Source organism: Accumulibacter sp. (assembly GCF_029255145.1).
In the GTDB taxonomy this organism is placed as follows: Bacteria; Pseudomonadota; Gammaproteobacteria; order Burkholderiales; family Rhodocyclaceae; genus Accumulibacter.
This window is the reverse complement of sequence record NZ_JAPUVQ010000150.1, coordinates 54,485-78,700: the sequence shown is the minus strand read 5'-3', so window position 1 is coordinate 78,700 and position 24,216 is coordinate 54,485. Positions and strand designations below refer to the sequence as shown.

Annotated in this window: 20 protein-coding genes; 4 read left to right on the top strand and 16 right to left on the bottom strand. The window is 65.5% G+C overall.

The features are described from left to right. Positions 1-14 precede the first annotated feature (14 nt). A complete protein-coding gene (gene plsB / locus Q1L50_RS19905; protein ID WP_300342100.1) occupies positions 15-2,510 on the top strand; it encodes a glycerol-3-phosphate 1-O-acyltransferase PlsB in 2,496 nt (831 codons plus the stop codon). A gap of 13 nt (positions 2,511-2,523) precedes the next feature. Here the strand turns inward: plsB and Q1L50_RS19900 are convergent, their stop codons facing one another. Next, positions 2,524-3,249, bottom strand: a complete 726-nt coding sequence (locus Q1L50_RS19900) for a lytic transglycosylase domain-containing protein (protein WP_300342098.1) — start codon at positions 3,247-3,249, stop codon at positions 2,524-2,526. 614 nt (positions 3,250-3,863) lie between these two features. Here Q1L50_RS19900 and Q1L50_RS19895 point away from each other — a divergent pair. Further along, positions 3,864-5,183 (top strand): hemolysin family protein, encoded by a 1,320-nt coding sequence (locus Q1L50_RS19895; RefSeq protein ID WP_300342134.1) that lies wholly within the window; start codon positions 3,864-3,866, stop codon positions 5,181-5,183. Positions 5,184-5,230: 47 nt separating this feature from the next. Here Q1L50_RS19895 and queC read toward each other — a convergent pair whose 3' ends face one another. The 14 genes from queC to Q1L50_RS19825 all read right to left on the bottom strand — a co-directional run bounded on the left by queC (position 5,231) and on the right by Q1L50_RS19825 (position 18,514). Beyond that, positions 5,231-5,929: a 7-cyano-7-deazaguanine synthase QueC gene (gene queC, locus Q1L50_RS19890; RefSeq protein WP_300342097.1), complete on the bottom strand. Its 699-nt coding sequence runs from the start codon at positions 5,927-5,929 to the stop codon at positions 5,231-5,233. Between the two features lie 150 nt (positions 5,930-6,079). After that, on the bottom strand, positions 6,080-6,565 hold the full coding sequence (locus Q1L50_RS19885; protein ID WP_300342096.1) for a phasin family protein: 486 nt from the start codon (positions 6,563-6,565) through the stop codon (positions 6,080-6,082). 124 nt (positions 6,566-6,689) lie between these two features. After that, entirely contained in the window at positions 6,690-8,048 is a 1,359-nt protein-coding gene (locus tag Q1L50_RS19880; protein WP_300342095.1) for a hypothetical protein, read from the bottom strand. Between the two features lie 79 nt (positions 8,049-8,127). Further along, complete coding sequence (locus tag Q1L50_RS19875; protein ID WP_366145266.1) at positions 8,128-8,499, bottom strand: PilZ domain-containing protein; 372 nt, start codon at positions 8,497-8,499, stop codon at positions 8,128-8,130. 13 nt (positions 8,500-8,512) lie between these two features. Next, positions 8,513-9,172, bottom strand: a complete 660-nt coding sequence (gene queE / locus Q1L50_RS19870) for a 7-carboxy-7-deazaguanine synthase QueE (RefSeq protein WP_300342094.1) — start codon at positions 9,170-9,172, stop codon at positions 8,513-8,515. Between the two features lie 4 nt (positions 9,173-9,176). Beyond that, a complete protein-coding gene (ybgF, locus tag Q1L50_RS19865; protein ID WP_300342093.1) occupies positions 9,177-9,962 on the bottom strand; it encodes a tol-pal system protein YbgF in 786 nt (261 codons plus the stop codon). Between the two features lie 13 nt (positions 9,963-9,975). Beyond that, the gene (gene pal, locus Q1L50_RS19860; protein WP_300342092.1) at positions 9,976-10,500 is read right to left on the bottom strand and encodes a peptidoglycan-associated lipoprotein Pal; all 525 of its coding nucleotides are present in this window, start codon (positions 10,498-10,500) and stop codon (positions 9,976-9,978) included. Positions 10,501-10,542: 42 nt separating this feature from the next. Continuing rightward, complete coding sequence (tolB, locus tag Q1L50_RS19855) at positions 10,543-11,832, bottom strand: Tol-Pal system beta propeller repeat protein TolB (protein WP_300342091.1); 1,290 nt, start codon at positions 11,830-11,832, stop codon at positions 10,543-10,545. A 332-nt stretch (positions 11,833-12,164) separates the two neighbouring features. Continuing rightward, complete coding sequence (locus Q1L50_RS19850) at positions 12,165-12,923, bottom strand: transglycosylase SLT domain-containing protein (protein ID WP_300342090.1); 759 nt, start codon at positions 12,921-12,923, stop codon at positions 12,165-12,167. A 381-nt stretch (positions 12,924-13,304) separates the two neighbouring features. Then, entirely contained in the window at positions 13,305-15,959 is a 2,655-nt protein-coding gene (locus Q1L50_RS19845; RefSeq protein ID WP_300342089.1) for an AAA family ATPase, read from the bottom strand. Further along, on the bottom strand, positions 15,956-17,089 hold the full coding sequence (locus Q1L50_RS19840; RefSeq protein WP_300342088.1) for a DNA repair exonuclease: 1,134 nt from the start codon (positions 17,087-17,089) through the stop codon (positions 15,956-15,958). The genes Q1L50_RS19845 and Q1L50_RS19840 overlap by 4 nt, the downstream gene beginning before the upstream one ends. Before the next feature lie 380 nt (positions 17,090-17,469). Beyond that, a complete protein-coding gene (locus Q1L50_RS19835) occupies positions 17,470-17,760 on the bottom strand; it encodes a DUF1330 domain-containing protein (RefSeq protein ID WP_300342087.1) in 291 nt (96 codons plus the stop codon). Positions 17,761-17,846: 86 nt separating this feature from the next. After that, positions 17,847-18,350: a hypothetical protein gene (locus Q1L50_RS19830; RefSeq protein ID WP_300342086.1), complete on the bottom strand. Its 504-nt coding sequence runs from the start codon at positions 18,348-18,350 to the stop codon at positions 17,847-17,849. Between the two features lie 11 nt (positions 18,351-18,361). After that, a complete protein-coding gene (locus Q1L50_RS19825; protein ID WP_300342085.1) occupies positions 18,362-18,514 on the bottom strand; it encodes a hypothetical protein in 153 nt (50 codons plus the stop codon). A 204-nt stretch (positions 18,515-18,718) separates the two neighbouring features. On the opposite strand from Q1L50_RS19825, the gene Q1L50_RS19820 reads away from it, so the two are divergent. Then, positions 18,719-20,449: an amidohydrolase family protein gene (locus tag Q1L50_RS19820; protein WP_300342084.1), complete on the top strand. Its 1,731-nt coding sequence runs from the start codon at positions 18,719-18,721 to the stop codon at positions 20,447-20,449. A gap of 99 nt (positions 20,450-20,548) precedes the next feature. Next, positions 20,549-21,310 carry a class II aldolase/adducin family protein gene (locus Q1L50_RS19815; protein WP_300342083.1) on the top strand — a complete coding sequence of 254 codons (762 nt, stop codon included), beginning with the start codon at positions 20,549-20,551 and terminating at the stop codon, positions 21,308-21,310. A gap of 508 nt (positions 21,311-21,818) precedes the next feature. On the opposite strand, the gene pbpC is transcribed toward Q1L50_RS19815, so the two are convergent. Beyond that, complete coding sequence (gene pbpC / locus Q1L50_RS19810) at positions 21,819-24,137, bottom strand: penicillin-binding protein 1C (RefSeq protein WP_300342082.1); 2,319 nt, start codon at positions 24,135-24,137, stop codon at positions 21,819-21,821. Positions 24,138-24,216 lie beyond the last annotated feature (79 nt).

Below are 24,216 nucleotides of genomic sequence, written 5' to 3'. Positions count from 1 at the left end.
GGAACTCGCTAACCGTGAGCGGTACGCTCAAGGTCTCCGACTGGTTCCTGCCGCTGGCTCGCCGGCTGCTGTACTTCTGGGTACGGACCTCGGTTTTCCCGGAGACGGTGGATGAACTGGGCCTCGATCCGGCGAAACCGGTCTGTTACGTTCTGCAGGACCGACACCTCTCGAACCTGCTGGTGCTCTTCGAAGAGTCGCGGCGAGCCGAGTTGCCGCTTGCCGAGGCGCCACTTGCGGTCGGCGGGCAGCGCCTGCCGCGCTCGTTCTTCTTTCTGAATCGCGACCGCAGCCCTGCTGGCAGGGCGCGCGACGGCAACGCTCAGTCGGCGTCGCTGGTGGCGCTGGTCCGCGAAACGCTTGCCGACCAGCGCCTTGAATTGCCGTTCGACGTACAGTTGGTCCCGGTGCTGATCCTCTGGGGGCGCGCGCCGGGCAAGCAGGACTCGATCCTCAGGGCGCTGTTCGCCGAAACCTGGCGCCCGCCAGGTACCTGGCGGCAACTGCTGGCGATCGTGTTGCACGGTCGCAATGTCCTGGTGCGCTACAGCGCTCCGATTTCGCTACGCAAGCTGCTGCACGAAGGCATCGGCGAAGAGCAGGCACTGCGCAAGCTGTCGCGTATCTTGCGCGTTCACTTTCGCCGCCAGCGCCAGATGGCCATCGGCCCGGACTTGTCACACCGCAACACCCAGGTCGGCGCGGTGCTCGCCGGCGAGCGGGTACGCGTGGCCGTCGCCAGCGAGGCTGCGGCACGCGGCATCTCGATCGAGGAAGCGCGGGAGAGCGCCGGCCGTTTTGCACTCGAGATTGCTTCCGATTACTCATACGGAGCGGTGCGTGCCCTGGAACTGCTCCTGACCTGGTTGTGGGCGCGGCTTTACGATGGTATCGAAGTGCACAACATCGACGCCCTGACGCGCATCGCCCCGGGGCACGAGATGGTGTATGTCCCGTGCCACCGTAGCCACATCGACTACCTGCTGCTGTCGTATCTCATCCACCGCCACGGGCTGACGCCGCCGCACATCGCCGCCGGCGCCAACCTCAACCTGCCGGTGGTCGGCGCCCTGCTGCGCCGCTGTGGCGCTTTTTTCCTGCGCCGCAGCTTCAAGGGCGAACCCCTCTATGCGGCGGTGTTCGACGAATACCTGCATCTGATGCTCGCCCGCGGCTTCCCGCTTGAGTACTTCATCGAAGGCGGGCGCAGCCGCAGCGGCAGGATGTTGGCGCCCAAGGCCGGCATTCTCGGGATGACGGTGCATAGCTTCATTCGGGAGCACAGGCGGCCGCTGGTCTTCGTGCCGGTCTATATCGGCTACGAGAAGCTGCTCGAGGGGCGAAGCTACCTCGCCGAGCTGACCGGCAAACCCAAGCAGAGCGAATCCCTGTGGGGCCTCCTGAAGAGTGTCCGGAGCATCAAGCGGGTCTTTGGCAAGGTCCACGTCAACATCGGCGAACCGCTGGCTCTGGCCGCATTTCTTGACGCCCGGTACCCGAGCTGGCGCGACGCCGACTGCCCTTCGCCGGGGTCGCGAAGCGTAACGCGCAGCGCCGCCGTTGAATTGGCCAAGCGGATCAATGAGGCGGCAGTGGTCAATCCGGTCAACCTGATTGCCCTGGCCCTGCTGGCGACGCCGAAGCACACCGCCGACGAGCAAGCGCTGCAGCGGATGATCGAGCACTACCAGGCGCTCCTCCGCGATGCCTCCTATGCACCGGCCAGCATCGCCTGCGCCCTAGACGCGCCGGCGATCGTGGCCTACGCCGAGCGGCTGGCGATCGTCGAGCGCTTCGCCGATCCCCTGGGTGATCTGATTCGGGTGCCTGCCAGACAGGCTCCCCTGCTCGCTTACTTTCGCAACAATGTTCTGCACCTGTTTGCGCTGCCGGCGGTGATTGCCTGCTTGTTGAGCCACAACCGCCGCCTTGACGACGGACGCGTGACACAGGCGGTGCGCGGCATCTACGGCTTGATGCGGGCCGAACTGTTCCTGCGCTGGCCGGTCGAGGAGTTGCCGGCAGCCAGCGCAGCAGTCGTTCGCGTGCTTCTCGCGCGCGGTCTGCTGCGTCGTCCGGACGCATCGGGCGGGCTCGCCGCGCCCGAGCCGGTCAGTCCGGAATTTGCCGAGTTGCACCTGCTCGGCGAGAGCATTCGCCCGTTGCTCGAGCGGCACTTCCTGACCCTGGCGCTGCTCGAGCAACAGGGGAGCGGCCACCTGACCCGTCAGGCACTGGAAGACAACTGCCACCGGCTGGCCCAGCGCCTGGCGCTACTGTACGACTTCAACAGCTCCGAGCTCGCCGAGAAAGCGACTTTTTCGGCATTCATTGCCAAGCTGATGGAAGCCGAATTCCTGTGCGAGGACGAAGCCGGTCGGCTGCATTTCGACGATCGCCTGATGGCTCCGCTGGCCGACTCGGAACTGGTGCTGGCGTCTGCAGCACGGCAGGCGATCCGGCGCATGGCGGGCAGCAGCGTGGCCGTCCAGCTGGCGGCGGCACCCTGAGATAACGCCCGACTCAGGCCCGCGGGCCGTTGCCCCGCCGCGCGGCCTGTTCGATGCGCTGCTTCTCGGCAAACACCTTGTTCGCATAGCCGGTTTCGGGGTCGGTTGGCGAGCCGCCATAATGCTGCAGGCCGCCGGTCAAGCTGCCACGCCAACGGATCGCCTCCTCGAGGACATGGACGCCGACCCGGATGTTGGTCACCGGGTCCAGAAAGGGCTGATCGCCAGCGCCTTCCGGAACCTTGTCGAGGTGGATATCCGGCATCACCTGCATCAGGCCCTTGGCCCCTACCGGGCTTTCGGCGAAGGGATTGAACCGCGACTCGATACCGATGATGGCAATGATCAGCAAGGGATCGAGACGACTTTCGCGGCCGACGCTCTGCGCGGCCTCGAAGATTGGCACCAGCGCCTCCGGGGCAACGCGGTAGCGACGCGACACATAGTCGAGCGCGCGCTTCAACGATGGGCGGAGTGTTTCGGAAGCGGGTTCGGCCACTGGCGAAGCGTCGGCGGCTTCCACCGCCAACGCTTCGGGGGCTTCTGACGATTCCTCGGCCTTGGTGAATGCCGCCAGCGCAGCCGTCAGCCTGCCGGCACCGAGGTTGCCACTGAAGGCTGGCTTGACGATGCTCAGAACGAGCATCAGGGTAACGATGATCAAGCCGTATTGAATGAAACTGGAAGTCGCGTCGCTACGACGCGCCCTTGTACTCCTGAGCAAAATGGTTGCAGACATGCTCTCTCCTTCACTTTGGTCATCGGCCCAAATTAAAGCGACCGACGATGGACGGTTACAGGCGGGTGCAAAGCCTCTACATAGGGGGGAACAGGTACCCTGAGGCCGGGACTCCGTGCGGTTTCAGATACCGCGAACAGAGGGGCGAGGATGAAGCTTGACAGCTGAAATAAGGTTGATTTCGTTTCAACAGGAGCCGGACTCTAGGGTCTATCAAGGCGTTGGTCAAGCGCTTCAGCGAAACGGACTCCCGGCGGCGCGCCGCACATCTTCTCGCGAGGCCTGGTGTTTCAGCCCCCCTGCGGACTCTGCCCTTGGCCCTGAAAGCCTTGTGCCAAGGGCGATACGGCCGGTTCCACGGGGAATCCCGATGGCCTGGTTCAGGACAATAGGCTGCGGGGAAAAATGTTGCGCCAGTACAACAAATAGTGCGTCATCGCCCCCCGAAAAAACGCTCTGGCGGGCGAAATGGGCGGCGGCGCGAGACGCCTGGCCAGCGCTTCGCGGCCGCTGTGCCGCGCCCGCGGCGCACTGCGGCACGCTCCATGGTCTATATAATGCTGCTACCAGCCGCCGGGCAGCCGGCTGCTTGCCTGATCACTTTCTCGCCCCGCATGGATATCGCACTACTGGTATTTCTCATTCTGCTCAACGGCGTCCTGGCGATGTCGGAAATCGCGGTTGTTTCGTCACGGCAGTCGCGTCTGCAGACGCTGGCCGATGACGGCAACGCGGGCGCCCGCTCGGCGCTGGGGATCAGCCGCGAGCCAGCGAACTTCCTGTCTACGATCCAGGTTGGGATTACCACTGTCGGCATCCTGAGCGGCGCCATTGGCGAGGCGACGCTGGCGGTGCCGCTGGCCGGCTGGTTGGCCTCCTTCTCACCGCTGGCGCCCTATGCGCAGGGTCTCGCGCTGACCCTGGTGGTGGTCGGGCTGACCTATTTCGCTGTCGTCGTCGGCGAACTGGTACCGAAGCGCCTGGGCCTGCTGGCGCCCGAACGAGTTGCCGCACTGGTCGCCCGTCCGCTGGACCTGTTCGCAGCCTTGGCCCGGCCACTGGTCTGGCTGCTTTCGTCGTCGTCCAGCCTGTTCCTGCGCCTGCTCGGTGCGCCGCGCGCGCAGGGGTCGTCAGTGACCGACGAGGAAATCAAGCTGCTGATGGGCCAGGGCGCCATGGCCGGCACCTTCCACGCCAGTGAGCAGGACATCGTTTCCAATGTCTTGCGCCTCGATCAGCAGCACATCCGCGAGATCATGACCCACCGCAAGGATATCTACCTGCTGGATCTCAACGACAGCGAAGCGGCAATTCGCGACTGCCTGGCGGCGAGCCCGTTCAAACGTATCGTCGTCTGCCGCGATGGGCTTGAGCAGATAGTTGGTGTCTTGCGAACCGGAGATCTGCTGAAGGGTGCGTTGCTGGGCGAGGCCTTGTCGATCGAGGCCTTCGTCAGGCCAGCGCTCTACGTGCCGGCGAGCGTGACCACCACCCAGCTGCTGGAAACCTTCCGCCGCGCGCGGCAGCAGTGCGCGCTGATGGTCGATGAATACGGCGAGCTGCAAGGCCTGGTCACCCTCACCGACGTGCTGACTTCGATCGTCGGTGATCTGCCGGTCTACGATACCCCCGAAGTCCAGGAAATCGTCGTTCGCGAGGACGGGTCATGGCTGGTCGATGGTGCGGTCTCCATCGAGCGCCTGCGGACCGTCCTCGGGTTCAGTGGCGTTCTTCCCGGCGAGGACGAGAAGACGTTCCACACGCTGGGCGGCCTGATGATGTACCTGCTCGGTCGTATCCCCGTTCCATCCGATCACTTCGAACTCGCCGGGTTACGCTTCGAAGTCGTCGACATGGACCACAACCGAGTCGATAAGGTCTTGATTTCGCAAACGATCAAACCGCCACAGGTAGCCACGGGAAGAGCTTCCTGAAGTCGCCGGCGCGAAAGGTCTGACTTGACCCCGCCGCCGGGCGGCGATCAGCCGATGTAGCGCGTTGGATCGGCGACGCCGGCAGCGACGAATCCCTCCCGCCGCAGGCGGCACGAGTCGCAGACCCCGCAGGCGCGGCCAAGGTTGTCGGCCTGGTAGCACGAAACAGTGAGACCGAAGTCCACCCCGAGTTCGGCGCCACGCCGGATGATCTGCGCCTTGCCAAGGTTGATCAGTGGCGCGTGAATGCGCAGGCAGCCGCCTTCGACCGCGGCTTTGGTGGCGACGTTGGCCATTCTTTCGAATGCCTCGATGAACTCGGGCCGACAATCGGGATAGCCGGAGTAGTCGACGGCATTGACCCCGACAAAGATGTCGCTGCTGGCCAGCACCTCGGCCCAGGCCAGGGCCAGCGAGAGCATGATGGTATTGCGCGCCGGCACGTAAGTGACCGGAATTCCCGGTTCGATGCCCGCGACCGGGATGTCGATGGCGTTGTCGGTGAGCGCCGAGCCGCCGAAGTCGGCCAGCGGCAGGCGCAAGATGCGGTGCTCGCTGGCGCCGAGCGCTAGCGCCAGCGCCGCCGCCGCCTTCAATTCGGCGCGGTGACGCTGGCCATAGTCGACCGAAAGACAATGGCATGCGAAGCCGGCGGCGCGGGCGGTGGCCAAGGTCGTTGCCGAATCCAGGCCACCCGAGAGGAGGACGACGGCGCGTTGGCCGCGAGAGCGAAGTAGCGTCTTCATCGGATCCAAGAATAACCTTTTTCGAGCGCCTTGGGCTCGTCTTTCGCGGTTCTCACCGGTCTTGGCCGGGAGCGGCACCGCGGCCGCTGGAACTCCCGTCGCCGGCGGTCATCTCCGGCCCGGACCGCGCCGACTCCCCGGCAGATCTGCTCAGGACTTCGTCGGTGACTGCGGCAGTTTCAGCACGTCCCCGATTTCGCCGACGCTCTCCGGGAGGCGCTTGGCGATCGCGGCCGTCGCTTGCTGATTGGCATTGACGACGATCGCGGTGAGTTCCTGCATCTGGCTGACCGCAGTCGCGAAAGCCTTCCTGGCGAGTTCGCTTTCGGCCCACACCAGTTGCTGTGGGGAACCGGCGCTGGCCAGCCCACCAATCGCCGAGGTCAGCTCGCGCATGGTTTCCTGCATCAGCTTGACCTGCCACGCGCCGACCGCTTTCATGCCTTCGAGCGCGGCGCGGTTGGAAGCGCTCAGCGCTTCGAGGTTGTCGCGCTGGCTGGCCACCAGCGCGTCCATATTGACGCCCGGCACCTTGAGGCTGGCCAGGGTGTTCAACAGTTGTTCGCTGCCTTTGGTCGCATCGATGCTCGAAATCACCTTGCTCCACTCCTGCATCAGTTGGGATACGTCTGCCATTTCTCACTCCTCCGGTTGACTTGCCATGTAAGCTGCCCATCCGCACTCGTTCGGCATCGACCATCGATCGGCTTGCCTTTCGGCACGCTGCCCGCTACCTCAGTTGCTGAGCGCGCTCGTTCGCTCACTCGGGCGGGATGCGCAGCAATTCTTGCCCGCCAGCCAGGATGTTGATCATCTGCGCAACCGCCTTGATCTGCTTGCCGTCACGGGTGTGGTAGCCGGTGTGGGTGTAGTTCTGTCCCCACCAGTCCCAGCAGCCGCGCGGATTGAGCGGGACCGATGCGCTGCGCGCCTGAATCTGCGGATAGAGGACAACGATCCCGTTGGCCTTCGCCCATTCGTTGTAGCCGGCATACTTGGCGAACAGATTGCCGGTGTGGCCACTGCGATAGTCCGTCATTCCCCCCTGACGGCAGCCATGAAAAGCGACATGCAGCGCGCACTGGCGCCCTTCCTGCTTGCAGCTCGCGGGGATGAAGACGTAGCCTTCCCTGGCCATCGATGCATTCTGCAGGGCATTGTAGGGGATATTCGAGAACAGACTGAATACCTGCCGCTGGTCAAAGGCCCGCAACTCGCTCTCGTCCACCGGCTGGCGTCCGCCTTGCAGCGTCTGCGGGCCGTAGATCCGTTCGATGATCGCGCCAGCCAGATCGACGTCCTTCAGATCCTTGCACACCGCCAGCTTGTCGGCCGGCGGGCAGGTCGCGCCGCTGCCCGCCCCGGGTGCTGCCGCGGGCGGGCAGCGGCAGTGATTCCGCGCCTCGTGCATCGTGGCCACCGCTTGACAGTCGTCGATGTAGGCGTTGCTGTCTGACGGCGGTGGTGGCGCGGGCGGCAGCGCGCAGTTGCCGACGACGCTGCCGGCGGGTTTGGCGAAACTGTCGCGGACCATCGTGTGGCGGGCGGGGAAAGTGCCGTTGTAATCGATGTTGCCCTGTCGGACAGCGGCCTTGTCAGGGTCGGCATAGAAGTGGAACAGCGCATCCATTACCCCGTGCGGGACTATTTCGTCGTAGGCGCCGCTGAACAGGTAGATCTTGGCATCCTGCAGTTTGGCCAGAGGGCTGATCTTCCCGGCTGTTTCCTGCTTCCGGGCTTCGTCGAAGGACGCGCGGGCCGCCCGCTCGACCTTCTTCCGGTTCTTTGGCGCCAGGTCCGTCCTGCCGCAAAGCTTGGGATCCAGCTTCAGGGCAAGGCAATCGAGCATCACGAACTGGCTGCAGCGGGTGACGGCGTCGAGGATTTTGCCGTGAGCGCAGTAGTAGGGGCCGCCAGCGACGATGCCGGCGCCCATGATGTGCTCGGAATGGGCCACATGAAACTGGTGAGCCATGAACCCACCCGATGAAATGCCCGAAACCGAGACCCGGCTGCTGTCAATGGTGACTCCGCGGGCCACGTCTTCGAGTGCCGGCGCTGCAGCGGCGGAGCCGCCAAGGGCCACGGCAGCGAGCAGCAGGGTGGCCCCGAAGCGCACCCGGAGACCACCTTGGTCGCATTTTCCCGGCATCTTCCTTCCCCTTTGCGCGGTCACTCGCCAGTCGGCAGGCACCCGTCTATTCGCCCAGCAGGGCCGACAGCTCGCGCCGCAGCAGGTCGGCGCTGCCGAGGTTGAGTTCGACCAGACGGCGCAGATGGGTGACGCTGTCGAGGTCCATGCTGCGGCAGACCACGCCTGCGCAGCGGCCTTCGGCGTGCGCGACGGTGCCCTGCATCAAGACCTCGGAGCCAGCCGCCTGGTCGAGATCGACGTGCAACCGGGCAGCTGCCCCGGCTTGAACATCGGCGCCGTGCGGCAGGCGGAGCAGCGCGCCGCGCAGCGAAAGGTCCATCACCTGCACCGCGAACTGGCAGTCAGTTAGCGAAAGCCGCGCGGGACAATCAAATCCTATTCTGGAAAAGTGGCGACGTTGTTCATTCACGGCCATTCGCTCGCAGGACTCACTTGCCCCGCAGCTTACCCCAAAGAACCTTGTGCAGTTGCAACTGAAAGCGCACCGGCAGACGATCGGCGACGATCCATTCGGCCAGCATCGCCGCCGGCAACTCGCCGTCAACGGGCGAGAAGAGCAGCGGGCAGAGTGCGGCGAGCTGCCTGTCGTCGATCAGGCGGCATGCCCAGTCGTAATCGGCACGGTCCTTGAGGACGAATTTCAGTTCATCATTGGCCGTCAGCAGGGCCAGGTTCTGCCAGTGATTCCTGCCGCTCTCGCCGGAACCGGGCGCCTTGAGGTCGACCACGCGCGCAACGCGGGCGTCAACCCGGCCGATATCGAGTGCGCCGGAGGTCTCCAGCGACACCGCATGGCCCGCGTCAGCGAGTGTGCTCAGCAGTTGCAGGCACGCTGGCTGGGCGAGTGGCTCACCGCCGGTTACACACACGTGGCGCACGCCGTGCGCGGCGACCTCGTCGACGATTTCAGGCAGCAACATCGTCTGGCCACCGCTGAAGGCGTAGGCCGTATCGCACCAGCCGCAGCGCAGCGGGCAACCCGTCAGGCGAACGAAGACGGTTGGCAGGCCGACACGCGAGCTCTCACCTTGCAGCGACAGGAATATCTCGCTGACCTTCAGCGAAAACGCTCGGGCCGAGGTCTCCACCCGCCTATTTTTTCAGTCGCTGCTTGGCCGCGGTCGCCGCCGAGCTCTCCGGATACTTGGCCAGCAGCGCTTCCAGCGTCGTCCGTGCGCTCTTGCTGTCGCCCAGTTCCTGCTGGCAGGTCGCGACATTGAGCAGCGCATCGGGGGCCTTGGCGTGTGTCGGCCATTTGCCGACCACCACCCGCTGCGCGTCAATCGTCTTGCGGCAGTCACGCAGCGCGTAATGGGCGTTGCCCAGCCAATAGTACGCGTTCGGCGTCAGGGTGCTGTCCGGATGCGCCTTGGCGAAGGCTTCGAAAGCCGTCGCAGCTTCCTTGAGCTTGTTGGCCCTGAACAGGTTGAGCGCCGCCTCGTACTCACGCGTCTCGGCTGCGGGGTCGCTGGCGACTTTCCGGGGTGCCTCGGTGGCCGGCGCGGGACTGCCTTCGTCGACCGGCTTGGCGTCCACCCTGGCCGGCGCAGGCGTTTCGATCTTGCGCAGACGGCCGTCGAGGTCGACGTAGAAGTCCTGTTGCCGCTTTTTGGCCGCCTCCAGCTCGTAGCTCAGGGTTTCGACCTGTCCGCGCAGGCGAGCGGCTTCGTCGCGCAGCGCCTGAATCTGGTTGGCCAGTTCCATCTGTGCCTTGGCGGTGGTGTCAAGGCGTTCGTTGCTCTTGATCGCCAGATCGTTGATCTGGCGCCGAGCCTCTTCGTCGTCGAACAGGCCGGCATTCGCCTGCTGCGCGCCGAGTGCGCCAAGCAGCAGGGCAATTCCGAGAACGCGAGGTCTCCCCGGCCAGCGAGCGGTCACCGTCCCCGACATCCTAGAATTCGCCGTTGTACAGCATGTCGGCGCGCCGGTTCTCGCTCCACGCGGCATCGTTGTGGCCTTCGTTCTTCGGTTTCTCCTCGCCGAGGCTGACTGCCTCAAGCTGGTCCTCGCGGGCGCCAAGCAAGGCCAGCATGTTCTTGACCGCGTCGGCGCGCTTCTGGCCCAGCGCGAGGTTGTATTCGCGACTGCCGCGTTCGTCGGTGTTGCCCTGGATCAGCATCTTGAACTGACGGTTCTCGGAGAGGAATTTGCCGTGCGCCGCCACCAGATCCTTGTACTCGGCCTTCACTTCGTAGTTGTCGTAGTCGAAGTAGACGCTGCGCTTCGACAGGATGCTCTTCGGGTCCGTGAGGACCGCAGGCAGGTTCCGGCTATCGACGCCTGGCGCGGTGACCGTCGCCACGCCAGGCCCCCCTCGCGTCTCGACCGGCGCACCGCCGGCTTGATCCTTGTCGGGCGTCGAGCTGCAGGCGGCCAGCAGAAGGGCCAGAACGGCCGGAATAAAGAGTTGTTTCATTAGCAAAATCTCCTGCAGAAAATTGGCATTAAGAACGCAGCCTTATTTGTTGAAGGGTCCCCACGCCGGCTCGCGGACGTCACCCGCCGTCACCGAAAGCCGTTGCTTGATACGACCATCGACCGAGACCGCCGATAGCACCCCACGGCCACCGGCTTCTGTGGCGATCAGAATCATCCGCCCGTTCGGGGCGAAGGTCGGCGATTCGTCTTTTTGCGAATCGGTAATCACTTGCACCTGCCTGCTGGCCAGGTCCATCACGCTCAGGCGAAAACCGCCATCACGCCGGCTGATGAAGGCCATCGTCTTGCCATCGGGCGAGATCCGCGGCGTCACGTTGTAGCTGCCTTCGAAACTCACTCGCTGCGGGTCGCCACCGCCGACACCAACGCGGTAGATCTGCGGGCTGCCACCACGGTCCGACGTGAAGTAGACCGATTGTCCGTCCGGCGAATACTGCGGCTCGGTGTTGATCGCGTTGGCGGTGGTCAGGCGTTGCGCTCCCGAGCCATCGGCGCTGACCGTGAAGATTTGCGAGCCACCATCCTTGCTCAGCACCACCGCCAGCCGGCGGCCGTCGGGCGACCACGTCGGCGCCGAGTTGGAGCCCTTGAAGTTGGCTACGACGATCCGTTTTCCAGATGCCAGCGAATGAACGTAGACCACCGGCTTCTTGTTCTCGAAGGAAACGTAAGCCAGGCGGCTGCCATCCGGCGACCAGGAAGGCGAGATGATCGGTTCCTTGGAAATCAGCGCGGCCTGGGAGTTCTGTCCGTCCGCGTCGGCAATGTGCAGTTCGTAGCGCGTTCCGCTGACCCGGACCACGTAGGCGATACGCGTCGAGAAGACCCCGGGCTCGCCGGTCAGCTTTTCGTAGATCATGTCGGCAATTCGGTGGCCGGCGGCGCGCAGCATCGTCCGCGAAGTGACGAAGGCAGAACCGCCCAGTACGCTCTGCTTGTTGACGTCGTACAGTCGGAAGCGGGCCTCCTGGCGGCCGTCGGGGCTGGTGCCGATGCTGCCGGCGGCCAGCGCGTCGGCGCCCCTGCTTTTCCAGTCTTCGAACGGAGGAGTCGAGGTTTCGGTCATCGGCAGACCGCTGGCGTCGACCATCTTGAACAGACCGCTACGTTCAAGGTCCGCACGCACCACCGAAGTCACGATCCGTGCCGCAGCCGGATCACCACCAAAATCGGCGATCGCCACCGGAATGCGGTTGGCGCCGGCGCCGGTGATTTCGATGGTCAGTTCGGCGTGCGCCGGAACCTGCAGCAAGGCCAGGACGACCGCCAACAGGCTGATGCGACCGAGTTCAAGCAGCATTCTTAACATGGCGAGAGTCCGGTTCAGCGGTTCAGAATTCGCGATTATATCGCCTTTGCATGGCTTGGATTTGTAACGAAACGTGATCTTCAGGGCAATCGCCTCAACCTTGTACCCGACCGCGGTAGATATCCAGCCGACCTCGGGCGAATGCGCCAACCAGGCAAAGCGCTCGGCCAACTGTCCCGACGAGTGGTGTCAGCTCTCGACTTTCGCCTTCTTGGTCAGGGCTTCTGCAATAAGTGACAAAATCGCATTTCTCACCCAGGGCGACCCGTCCCCGTGACGAGGGGGAGAAGATCCGCTGCCGGAAGCCGAACGACGCGAGCTGTCGCTAGGGCTTAGTCAAGCCTGGCCGCTGGTGCCGTTTGTCCGGGAATGGTCATGTAAAGGCGCCTGCCCGTGCTTCCAGTAGTGGAGAGCCTGATGGTTTGGAATCTTGGTGTCGGAGCCCTGGGTTGATACAACTGGTAGATCTGCGTGACCAGTTTCACGTAACTGCGAGTCTCTGGATACGGCGGAATGGTGTTGTTGTATTGCTGGACGGCGCCTTCGCCGGCATTGTAGGAAGCCAGCACCAGATCTTGCTGATTTGGAAACATGCGCTGAAGGTCACGCAGGTAACGTGCGCCCAAACGGATATTGGTTTCAGGGTCGGCCAGCTTTTGCTCAAGGGTCTTCTGCTTGTCGCCGCGCAAGCCATAGCGCTCGGCAGTGGCGGGCATGACTTGCATCAGGCCAATGGCTCCCTTGGCGGAGATCGCGTCGGGTTTGAAGCCCGATTCCGCCGCCATGACTGCCTTGAGCAAGGCGGAATCGACGGCGAATTCGTTGCCCGCCGCTTTGAGCAAGGGTTCGAGCTTCTTCAGGTTTGGATGTTTGGACAAATAGCGCAACAGTTCGGGCGTTTCGGCACCGATTTCCAGCGATGAAGACGACTGCAGTGCATTGCCGCGCGAAAACAGCTTGTAGCGCGAATCGATCTTCTCGGTGGCAAGATGCGCCACGCCTTGCTCGTCGACGTAACCATAAATGCTGGCCTGGGCGCTCGCCGAAATGAGGCTGAGCGAAAGCGCGAGAACACGACAGGCGATCCGCATCAGGAGCGCCCTGCGTTGCTGGTCACGACGCTGGGGTCACATCGTGACGCATGCCCAAGGCCTGATCGGGCACGGGCGAGCCATTCATCATCGAGTGCCAGGGTGGTCCGCATGGGCTTCTCCTTCTTGCCAGCTCGCCGAGAATAGCATCATGTGACGACAATTTTCGTGCTTCGATTGTCGCGTGCTCATTGTACCGGCCTTGGCCGTCAACTGGCGGCTGTCTGGCGATCGGGAAGCTGGGGTCGTCGGCAGAGCGTTTTTTGCTTCGCTGCGCTCCGATCCGGCCGACGCGCCCGCTGTCCCTGCTGCTGGGACGCGGCCGCGTTGATCTTCAGGCGACCGCCTGTAGATCGCCTTAACGGACGAGGCCGGCCGCAGTCAGCTCGCCGCCCCGATCGCCTGCAACGACCGCGCGCCAACGCCAAGGTCTCGCCAGTTGGCCGGATGGCAGGTGAACAGCAGGATCTGGTGCCGCGTTGCGGCGTCGAAGAGCACGCGCTTCATCTGCGCCCGGCGATCGTCGTCGCTGTGCACCAGCGCATCGTCGAGGATGATCAGTGTCGGGCGGCCGGCTTCCTGCAGCAGGTCGGCGTACGCCAGCCGGCTGATCAGGCCCATCTGCTCGCGCGCACCGAAGCTCAGGTTGTCGAAGGCGCTCGACTCGCTGCCGCTGGCGCCGATCCGCGTCAGCGGCCCCGGGCTGAGATTCTCGTCGATTTCCAGGCTGGCCTGCGGGAACAACAGCTGCAGGTAGCGGTTCAGGTGTTTCTGCAGCGGCGCCTGCAGCCTTCTGGTCAGCGCCCGACGCTTGTCGCGCAACAGCGTCAGCAGGTGGTCGAGCGCCGTCGCGCGGCGACGCAGTTCCTCGGCGCGGCGTTGCGCCTGCGCCAGGTCGCGAGTCAGCTCGGCGCGGCGTTCCTCGAGCCCTTGCGCACCGGCTGCCTGGAGTTCGACTTCCAGCCGGATCAGCGTGTCGCGGCGTTCGCTGAAACTCTTTTCGTGTTGCTCGGCGCTCTTGCGAAAGCGTTCGACGTCCTGCTTGAGGATCTCGGGACGCGCTTCGCTGACCTGCTGGCGCAGTGCTTCGATCCGGCCGCTCAGGGTGTATCGTTCGGCGCGCGCGTCGGTCAGCTCGCGATTTGCCGTCGCTTCGCGTTTGGCGCGGTCGGGGGCGTCGAGCAGGGCTCTGGCGCTGGCCAATTCGCGTGTCGCCGCTTCGAAGGTGGTCTGCGCGTTGCCGGCGGCGAGTTGCGCGGCGTGCAGACTGTCGTTGATCGCGGTGAGCGATTTCCCGGCAGCGTCTTCGGCTGCTTCCGCCTCGGAGACCGAGGCCGGCGCGGGCGTGCGGTCGACGAGCGGCGGCAACTGGCGCAGCGCTGCTTCGATTTCCCCACCGCGCGCCTGCAGCGCCGCCAGCTCGCTGCGCAGCGACTCGATGCCTTTGGGGGCGAGCGCCTTGAGCGTCGCTGCCGCCGTCCCGAGTTCGGCGAGGTGCCGCGCGTGCGTCTGCTGGCGGCTTTCGGCGGCGTCCAGCGAGGGCAGCCCCAGCCGCTGCAGCAGCGCGGCGTGCCGGTCGGCGACTTCACCCTCCTGACGACCGAGTTGTGCGAGGTCGGTGCCACCTGGCTCGATCAGCAGCGTGCCTAATCCCGGCACGACTACCGTCGTCGCCTCGATCAGCAGCAAGTCGCCGGTGCCGGCCAGCGACTCGCCGCCGGCTGTGATGTGGCGACCGTCGTCCAGCGCGAAATGCAGCCGCGTCGCGGCGGCCGCCTGGCGGATCCGCAGTTCGCTGCCTTGCCGACGCTGCTCGCGCAGCGTTTCAAGATCTGCGGGCTTGATCTCGGAGGCAGCTGCCTGCCGCTGCAGTTCGAGGAGCGTCGCCTGTTCGGCGTCGGCTCTGGCCAGCGCGCTGGCGCTGCTGTCGATCTTCAATCGCATTTCGTCGAACTGCCGGGTCAGGCTGCGGCGGGTGTCTTCCTGGCGAGTCCGCCGCAACGTCTCGCGCGCGCCGTCGTAACGAGCGCTTGCGTCGGCGCGTTGGGCCAGCCAGTGCTCGACCAGCGCGGCTGCTGCAGACTGGTCCTGTCGGGCGGTTTCCCTCAAGGCGGCGCGCGTCTCGGCCGCGTGCCGCTCGCCGGCGAAGCCATCGATCTGGCCGCGCAGCAGTTCGATTCGCGCATCGAGCCCGTTCGCACGCAGCTTTTCGGCGGCATGCGCGGCTTCGATGCGGTCGATGACATCGAGCTTGTCGCTTGCCGCCTGTTGCTGTGCACGGAAGTGCGCCCACGGCTTCTCGGTTTCATCGCGCGCGTGTTCACGGCGCAGCAATCCGAGCGCATCGACTTTCTGGTGGTAAGTGGCGACCTCGGCTTCGACGCCCCGGAGTTCGCCCGCCAGCGAGTTCGCCTGCTTGAGCGCTTCGTCGTACGGTCCCCGCGGCGCAGCTCTCGCCACCGTCAGCAGTTCGTTGCGCGCCGCTTCGACCGCCGCCATCACCTCGTCGCCGCCACCGCCGGCGACTTCGCCGAGCGAGTCGTTCAGGGCCGTTCGCAGGTGGTCGGTGGCGTTCTTGACCGCTTCCCCGACTTCCTGCCCACTGCCCTGCTCGATCCACAGCAGGCCTGGGATGCCCCAGTGCTCGGCCTTGCTGGCGCCTCTGGCCGCATGCTGGAATCCCAGCAGCCGGGCGAGATGGTTTTCGGCGTCGTCGCCGTCCAGCGCCTGTGTGCCGACACTCAATTCGCAACGCTTCTTGCCGAGGAAGCTCTTGGTGAGCCGGTAATCTTCGCCGCCGATCGTGAAATCCAGTTCGACGGTCGGCGACGCCGCCGAGTCGCCCCACGGGCGGAAGTCGTCGACGCAGCTCGACCGATGCCGCTCGAAGAAGGCGGCGCGAATCGCCGCGACGATGGTGCTCTTGCCGGCCTCATTGGGGCCGGTGAACACGTTGATGCCGGCTTGCAGATCGCCGATTTCCAGCGCCTGGCGGACCTGCCTGAACTGTTCGAGGCGAATCCGGGTGATGTTCACGGCGCGCCCTTCGCACTGGCGCCACGGCGCCGCTCGTCGAGGATTCCGGCGAGCAGGCTGAGCGCGTCGCGGGCGGTCTGCGCGTCGGCCCCTTCCTGCGCCGCGCGCAGTTCGGCGACGACCTCGGCGAGATAGCCGTCGGCCTGTAGCGCGTCGATGTCCTCGGACGTTGGTTCGAGGCGCAGCGCCGAGACGTCGGCCAGCAGGCTATGGACTCGTCCCTGAGCTTGCCCGATGGCGTCGCGAAGACGCCGCTGGCCGGCCAGGTCGGTTTGCCCGGAGAGACTGAGCTGCACGACGTCGTCCGTGGCATAGCCGGCGATGCGCTGCAGCAGCGCTTCGAGGTCGCTCGGCACCTGCAGTGCCTGGCTGTCCGAGCGCCAGCGATGGCGTCCGGTGCCGATCGCTCTTACCGTTGGCAGCGCTCGCGGCTCGCTCAGATCGACGAGCAGCGCCTGGCCGGAGTCGTTGGCCCGGAAGCGGTCGGTCTCGGGAGTGCCGCTGTACCAGCAGCGTGCGTCCACCCGCCGGGTGCCGTGCCAGTCGCCAAGCGCGAGGTAGTCGAGGCCAGCCTGCTCGGCGCGGCCGGCGGCGATCGGATTGGCCGAGTCGACGGCTTCGGCGAGGATGCCCTGGACGCTGCCGTGCGCCAATCCGATTCGCAGCATTCCCGCCGGTGTCCGGGCGCTGGCGAACCACTCGGTCAGATCGCTGAAGGTGTTGCGCTGGGTCAGCGGCGCCGGCAGGATCGCGACGCCGAGCGAGGTCAGAAACAGGGTTTCGGGTGTCAGGCACAGCGAGACATTGCCGGCGATCGCTTGCAGGCGCTCGGCGCGCGTCCATACCGATTCCGCCAGGGCGGCGTCGTGGTTCCCCGGCAGCAGAACCCAGCGCCCCGAAAAACCCGCCATGGCGTTGAACAGGCGGTGGATGGTCCGGTCGGCAACCGCCTGCGCGTCGAAGATGTCGCCGGCGACCAGCACCAGGTCAACACGCTGCTCGTTGGCCAGATTCGCCAGTCGCTCGACCGCCTTGAATCGCGCATCGGCGAGCAGCGCCGCCTCGTCGCGGTCGAACTGTCCGAACAGCTTGCCGATCTGCCAGTCGGCTGTGTGCAGTAGTCTGACCAACGGGCTGCTCCTGCGGGTGTTGCGTGGATAGCGAATGCAATTGGGTATACAGCTTTATTCGAGCGGGCGCCAGTCGCAGCCTCGTGGCTTCTGCGTGGCGAACAGTTGGCTGCTCAGGTGGCGAAACTGCTCATGCGGATCCGGGTCGGGAACGATCGATGACCGCGCCTGCTCCGTCACATGCGCCTGCCGGTCTTCCGGCACCCGCTCGTCAGGCTTGCCGATGTCGGCGGCGTCGATTGGCTTTTCGTACCGCTCCGGTTCGAGCGCGGGAAGCCCCGGCAGATCGCATCTCGAGTGGCCAGGAGGAGCGGCTCCGGCAAGAGCGCGTGGTCGCCAGCGAAGGTGGAGTGCGAACTGGTGCGCCAGGCAAACGCAGCCTAGTTGATTGCAAACAGGGTCAGCTGCATGGCTTGCTCGCGGACTTGCAGCAAGTTCTGGTAATCCTCGCTGCTAGCCCAGCGGGTGGCGTCTGCCAGTGTCGGAAATTGAAGCTCGACAAAAGCATCGAAAGCGCCGCAACCGAGTTCATTCCAGTAGCAGTGCGCCAGCGTTCCCCGATGAACGACCATTCCCCCGTATTTTTCCACGGTCGTCCCGACCCTGCTTCGGTATTCGTCGAAGGCCGCTGCATCGACGAGCCTGATCAGGCCGAAAAGCCTTGTTGTCATTCTTTTCTCCTGCGTCGGCGCTTCCGAGCCCGTCTTCAGCCGTTTTCCGGTTTCGCCATGTCGGCCGAAGCCGCGCGCAAAGTCGATCAGCGCGGCTTGCGGAAGTCATCGTCGATCCATGCGCCGGCGCTGCTGACGCTCAGTTTGAAACCCGGCGGTACGCGCACCTGCGCCAATGGTTCGCCAAGCGCGTCGTTTGCCGCCAACAGGGCATGCGGGTCGTATTCGTCGGGAACGATGTCCAGCGTCACCGTGATGCGTCCGGACGGCGCGTCGACCGTGACGCTCTTGTGGTACAGCGCGTGCAGCTGTTGCTGGTGACGGCGCAGGACTTCCGAGGCGGTCTTGACCAGCGTGTTGAACGCCGACACGTCCAGCGGTTTCGGGTTCTTCTTGTCGCGACCCATGGTCCACGGACCAACCAGCGCCGGCTCGGATTCGCCTTCCTTGATCATCGCCACGGCCCATCCTTCATCGTCTTCGTTCTTGATGATGCGGGCAGTCCAGCCGTTGATGATCCATAGTCGCGGCTCGTTCACCGCGGCGGCTGCATCCGGTTCCTCGGCGCCGCCGGTTGCGTTCGATGGCATCGACTCGTTTCCTACTTCTGGCTGCTGCCGGCGTTCGGGGACGCGGGTTTCTTGGTATCGGGCTCGGGGGCCTGGTAGTCGCCGATCACTCCCTTGAGCGGACAGACCTTGAACGCGGGGCATTTCTGGCAGCCAGCGACGATCGCAATTGGGCAAAGAGTCATGATCATTCCTCGTGATGGTGGGGGAGTTCGAGAGTATGGACTGGATGCGCCGGAGAAAGTAGGGTGCTTCGCCTAACATCAGCCCGGGCGGTGTCCGAGCGTGTGTCGCTGGTCTCGGTCGCAGCGGCCTCACCCGGTCCTGAACGCAGTCACGCCTTGGCGAGTCGAAGCGACAGGGATGAGCGCAGCGAAGGAGGGCGGGCGATGGCACACGCAATGGATCTGGCAGGTGGCCTGGTGGTTGACGGAGCGGGCGCAGAGGCCTTCAAGGCGGATGTCGGTATTGCGGCCGGGCGGATCGTCGAGGTCGGCGAAGTCGTCGGCCGCGCGCGTGACGAGATCGACGCCCGCGGTCAGGTGGTCACCCCCGGTTTCGTCGACATCCACACCCACTACGACGGGCAGGTCACTTGGGAGAATCGGCTGGTGCCGTCGTCGTATCACGGGGTGACAACGGTAGTGATGGGCAACTGCGGTGTTGGCTTCGCGCCATGCCGACCCGATCAGCACGAGATGCTGATCGGCCTGATGGAAGGTGTCGAGGACATCCCGCATCCGGTTCTGGTGGAGGGTTTGCCGTGGACCTGGGAGACCTATCCCCAGTACCTTGATCTCCTGGCCAGTCGCCACTACGACATGGATGTCTGCGCCTACATTCCGCATGCACCGGTCCGGGTCTACGTGATGGGGCAGCGCGGAGCCGACCGCGAGCCGGCGACCGTCGAGGAACTGCAGCAGATGGCGCGCATTGTGCGCGAGGCCGTGGAGGCGGGCGCAATGGGCGTGTCGACCTCGCGCACCTTCTTCCATCGATCCAGTGACGGCAAGTCGACACCAAGTTTCGCCGCCGCCGAGGACGAACTGCGGGCACTGGCGCTGGCGCTGAAGGAGTGCGGCAAGGGCGCGATGCAGCTGATCACCGACTTCGACGATCCGGATCGGACGCTGGCCTTGTTGCGCCGGATGGTCGAGCGCTCGGGAAGGCCCTTGTCGGTCTCGCTGCTCGAAGGCGGTTACGGCCCGATGACGCTGCGCTGGCGCGAGGTGCTCGACTGGGCGGCCGAGTCGACGTCTGCCGGTCTGCCGATCAAGGCGCAGGTGCTGAGCCGGGCGATCGGCGTGATGCTTGGACACGAACTGACGCTCAATACCTTCTATACCTGCGAGTCCTACGTGAAACTGGCCGGCCTGCCGTTCGCGGAACGGATTCGCGTACTCGGCCTTCCGGAGGTGAAGGCGCGCATCCTGGCCGAGTCGGCAGACCCCAACCCGCCTATCGTCCTCGGGCGCCTGGCGCGCGAGTTCGAGCATGTGTTCATCCTCGGCGACCCGCCCGACTACGAGCAGCCTTTCGATCAGAGTATCGCCGCGCGGGCCGAGCGCGCCGGGGTGACGCCCGAAGAGCTGGTCTACGACCTGATGCTCGAGCGCGACGGCAAGAACAACCTCTACGTCACCTTGTGCAACTACGAGCACGGATCGCTCGACTCGTCGCTGGCGATGATGCGACACCCGGGGGCAGTTCTCGGACTCGGGGACGGCGGTGCGCACTGCGGTACCATCTGCGACGGCAGTTATCCGACTTTCATGCTGACGCACTGGCTTCGCGACCGCACCCGTGGCGAGCGCCTGCCGCTGCCGCAGGTCGTCAAATGGCTCAGCCAGGATACCGCGCGTGCGGTGGGACTGCTCGACCGCGGCCGCATTGCTGCCGGTTACAAGGCCGATCTGAACGTGATTGATCTCGACCATCTGCGTCTGCATGCTCCCGAGGCGGTATACGACCTGCCGGCCGGCGGGAGGCGCTTGGTGCAGCGTGCCGATGGCTACGCCGCGACCATCGTCGGTGGTAGCATCGTCCATCGCCGCGGAGTGCCAACCGGTGCGCTGCCGGGACGGCTGGTGCGCGGGCCGCAGTCCGCGGCGACGCATTAGAATCTCCCTTCCGAGCTTCGTCGCTTGCGTTCCGCCGCGCGACCGGACGCAGTGACGACTCCTTCCCCTCCGCCACACTTGCCCGAAAGGAAATCCGCCATGAGCAAGCCAAGGACCGACGTTCAAGCCCTCGTCAGCGAGGCCGAATGGGAGCAACGTGTCAATCTCGCGGCCTGTTACCGACTGGTCGCGCTGTTCGGCTGGGATGATCTGATCTTCACCCACATTTCGGCCCGCGTACCGGGACCGGAACACCACTTTCTGATCAATCCCTACGGGCTGATGTTCAGCGAGATCACCGCGTCGGGACTGGTCAAGGTGGACCTGGAGGGGAAAAAGGTGATGGACAGCCCCTACGAGATCAACCCCGCCGGATTCACCATTCACAGCGCCATTCATGCGGCGCGCGAGGACGCCCAGTGCGTCCTGCACGTGCACAGCGTCAATGGTGTCGCCGTATCGGCACAAGCGCGCGGCGTCCTGCCGATCTCGCAGCACTCGATTTTCGTCTTGTCGTCACTCGCCTACCACGACTACGAAGGCGTCGCGCTCAACCAGGACGAAAAGCCGCGGCTGGTGCGCGACCTTGGCGACAAGCGCTTTATCATGCTCCGCAATCATGGCCTGCTCACGGTCGGCGAATCGGTTTCCGAAGCTTTCGTCGCCATGTATTTTTTCGAGACCAGCTGCATGATGCAGGTGCGCGCTCAAGCGGGCGGAGAACTCACACTAATCAGCCCCCACATCGTCGAGGGTGCGCAACTGCAGTGGCAGCAGGTCACCAAGGGCGCGGGCGGCGGGCTGGCGTGGCCGGCGCTGCTGCGCAAGGTCGATCGCATCGACCCTGGCTTCCGGTCGTAAGGGGGGCTGGCCGATCGACTCGTTGCCGCTGACAAGCACCAGCTTCGACGATTGCGACGTTTATCTGGCCGCTCACCTTCCCGGTGCGGGTTTCGTCGGAATGATCGGCCAGTTGTCGGATGCGCGTCACCCCGTGCCCGATGCGGCGGTACCGCTCTATTGGACAGTTGCTTACGCGAAGCCCGACCGGACCGAAGGGACGTGAACGATGAGCACGGTACGCAAGCAACACCGTGCGCAGTTCACAGCGCAAGTGGCGATGGCGGCCTTGTCGGGCGAGACGACTCCGGGTGAGCGGTCGTCGGAGTACAGGGCGCACCCCCGCGATGATCAGTGCGTGGAGACCGTAGTCGGTCAAGCGTGCGGGCGATTTGTCCGGACGTGGCAAGCAGCACGCTGGCGATGCGGGGTGGACGATCAACGAACCGCACCGCAGGTCAACCGAGGAAAACGGGTGCACCCGCGCACAGGGTGCGGTGCCGACGCTGCCCCCGCGTCGGCCTGGCGCTCAGCGGACGCTGATTTCGACCCGGTCGTAGCGACCGGCGTCGTCCATCACCGTGATCTGGTAGCGCCCGGCGTCGCGGAATCGCTGTTGCAGCGCGTGCCCGGCCGGCACCCGGCCAATCTGGCGGCCGTTCAGCAGCCAGATCAGTTCCTGCTGGCCGCCGCGCGCTTCGAGACGCAGCTCGGGCGCCGGGCCGTTGCCGGCGCGGCGGATGGTTTCGCCGTCGCTGACGCCGACGATTCGCAAGCCGCCGTCGGGACCGCTCGCGCTACTGCAAGCTGGAGTCCATGCCGGAGGTAGTGCGCGTTGGCGGGTAGCCGCGTCGAGCCATGGTTCGAGGGCCGCCGGCCAGCGAGCCATGCCGACGGCCAGCATCTCGCCGCTGGCGCATGCGGCGCGGACGCGCAGGCCGCTCGCCGCATCGCGGTAGTCGGTATAGCGCGAGCCGCCGCCGCGCAGGCGATCGGGGAAGGTCGGTGGGGTGGTCCCGTTGAGGATCCAGGCCGTCCTTTGCTGATGGCACAGTTCGGGCGGGGTCGAATCGCTGCGCGCACCCAGCGGCCAGCAGATGCTTGCCGCCGAGACGCTGGCTGGCGGAGTTCGCGGCCGCGGCGGCGCCTCGTCGATCACCGAGAAGATGTCGACCAGCAGCGGCGCGGCGATGTTGGCGCCGAAGAAACCGGGATTCGGCGTGCCATCGGGCCGGCCGATCCAGACGCCGACGGTGAACTGGTCGCTGACGCCGACCGCCCAGGCGTCGCGGAAGCCGAAGCTGGTGCCGGTTTTCCAGGCAATGCCGCGGCGTTCGCCGACCCCCTCGTCTACCAGGCGAGCCAGCGGCCCGCCGGCTTCGAGGACGTCGCGGATGATGAAGGCGGCGCCGGCGCTCATCATCCGTGCTTCTTCGCGCGGGGCATCGGTAAAGTAGCGCGGCTGGCCGCTGACCCCGGCGCGGGCCAGCGCGGTGTAGGCGCCGACCAGCCCTTCGAGGGTGACCGCCGTGCCACCGAGGATGACGCTGAGATTTGGCGTGGCGCCGCGCGGCAACTCCAGCTTCAGGCCGCCGCGGCGCAGCAGCGAAACGAAACGCGCCGGTCCGAGCCGTTCGAGGACTTCGACCGCCGGCACGTTGAGCGACTTGCGCAAGGCTTCCGAGGCGCTGACCGGGCCACTGAAGTTGGCCTGGAAGTTGCCGGGCTGATAGCCCGAGAACGACTGCGGTACGTCAGCCAGCAGCGACTCGGAATGCGTCAGCCCCTCGTCGAGCGCCAGTCCGTAGAGGAAGGGTTTCAGCGTCGAACCCGGTGAGCGCGCCGCCTGCACCATGTCCACGTGCGCAAAGCGGTCATCGTCGGAGAAATCGGCTGAGCCGGCGTAGGCGCGAACCTCCAGGGTGGCGTTGTCGACCACCAGCGCGGCCATCGATACCCGCGGTGGCAGCACCGCCAGGCGGCCCGAGAGCAGTTGTTCGACGGTCTGCTGCATCCCTGCATCGAGGGTCGAGTGGACGAGCGCGGCGTGCGGCTGCAGCCGTCGCAGGCGTTCTGCCAGCAGCGGCGCCAGCAGCGGCTCACGGATGGCCTGGGCGATCACCGGTTCCTGGCGTGCGTCGGCGATCGCCGCGGCGCTCCAGCGCGACTGCAGGCGATCGAGTACCTTGTCCCGGGCCTGGCGGGCCCGGTCCGGGTAGCGATCCGGTCGCAATCGTGACGGCGCCTGCGGCAGCACGGCCAGCAGTGCCGCTTCCGATTCGCTCAGTCGTTGCGCCGGCTTGCCGAGATACGCGCGGCTCGCGGCCTCGACGCCTTCGAGGACGCCGCCCATCGGTGCGTAGCCGAGGTACAGTTCGAGAATCTCGCGTTTCGAGAGCCGCAGTTCGAGCTGTACGGCGCGTGCGACCTGCCGCAGCTTGCCGACGAGGGTATGGGGCGTCGGTTCGAGCAGGCGCGCCACCTGCATGGTCAAGGTCGAGCCGCCGGAGACGATCTGCCCATGCCGCAGCCATTGCCCGCCTGCGCGCAGCAGCGCCCACGGGTTGACCCCCGGATGCCACCAGAAACCGCGGTCCTCGTAGGCGACCAGCGCCTCGATGTAGCGCGGCGAGACCTCTTCGATGGGTACCGGGTGGCGCCAGACGTGTGCGTGGTCGGGGAAGGCGCGCAGCGGTGTGCCGTCACGCGCGAGAACGACCTGGGCGTGCGCCGCGGAGCGCCCGGGCAGCGGCGGTGGCAGGAGTTGGTCGGCGACCAGGAGCGCGGCAAGCACGGCGGCGAGCGATAGCCGCAGAGCGCCTGTCGGCTGCCGTAGCGTGGACGCCATCAGCGCGTGCCAGGCCTCATCCCTGCACCGCCCGAAACGACTCGTGCGGCACCGGAGCCACGCGTCTTCGCCCCGGCTA

What these genes read in the sequence shown, in the direction of transcription:
- Q1L50_RS19900 (WP_300342098.1), bottom strand. Translation starts at nt 3,249, where the DNA reads ATGTCTGCAACCATTTTGCTCAGGAGTACAAGGGCGCGTCGTAGCGAC.
- Q1L50_RS19895 (WP_300342134.1), top strand. Translation starts at nt 3,864, where the DNA reads ATGGATATCGCACTACTGGTATTTCTCATTCTGCTCAACGGCGTCCTG.
- queC (WP_300342097.1), bottom strand. Translation starts at nt 5,929, where the DNA reads ATGAAGACGCTACTTCGCTCTCGCGGCCAACGCGCCGTCGTCCTCCTC.
- Q1L50_RS19885 (WP_300342096.1), bottom strand. Translation starts at nt 6,565, where the DNA reads ATGGCAGACGTATCCCAACTGATGCAGGAGTGGAGCAAGGTGATTTCG.
- Q1L50_RS19875 (WP_366145266.1), bottom strand. Translation starts at nt 8,499, where the DNA reads ATGGCCGTGAATGAACAACGTCGCCACTTTTCCAGAATAGGATTTGAT.
- pal (WP_300342092.1), bottom strand. Translation starts at nt 10,500, where the DNA reads ATGAAACAACTCTTTATTCCGGCCGTTCTGGCCCTTCTGCTGGCCGCC.
- tolB (WP_300342091.1), bottom strand. Translation starts at nt 11,832, where the DNA reads ATGTTAAGAATGCTGCTTGAACTCGGTCGCATCAGCCTGTTGGCGGTC.
- Q1L50_RS19850 (WP_300342090.1), bottom strand. Translation starts at nt 12,923, where the DNA reads ATGCGGATCGCCTGTCGTGTTCTCGCGCTTTCGCTCAGCCTCATTTCG.
- Q1L50_RS19835 (WP_300342087.1), bottom strand. Translation starts at nt 17,760, where the DNA reads ATGACAACAAGGCTTTTCGGCCTGATCAGGCTCGTCGATGCAGCGGCC.
- Q1L50_RS19830 (WP_300342086.1), bottom strand. Translation starts at nt 18,350, where the DNA reads ATGCCATCGAACGCAACCGGCGGCGCCGAGGAACCGGATGCAGCCGCC.
- Q1L50_RS19825 (WP_300342085.1), bottom strand. Translation starts at nt 18,514, where the DNA reads ATGACTCTTTGCCCAATTGCGATCGTCGCTGGCTGCCAGAAATGCCCC.
- Q1L50_RS19820 (WP_300342084.1), top strand. Translation starts at nt 18,719, where the DNA reads ATGGCACACGCAATGGATCTGGCAGGTGGCCTGGTGGTTGACGGAGCG.
- Q1L50_RS19815 (WP_300342083.1), top strand. Translation starts at nt 20,549, where the DNA reads ATGAGCAAGCCAAGGACCGACGTTCAAGCCCTCGTCAGCGAGGCCGAA.
- pbpC (WP_300342082.1), bottom strand. Translation starts at nt 24,137, where the DNA reads ATGGCGTCCACGCTACGGCAGCCGACAGGCGCTCTGCGGCTATCGCTC.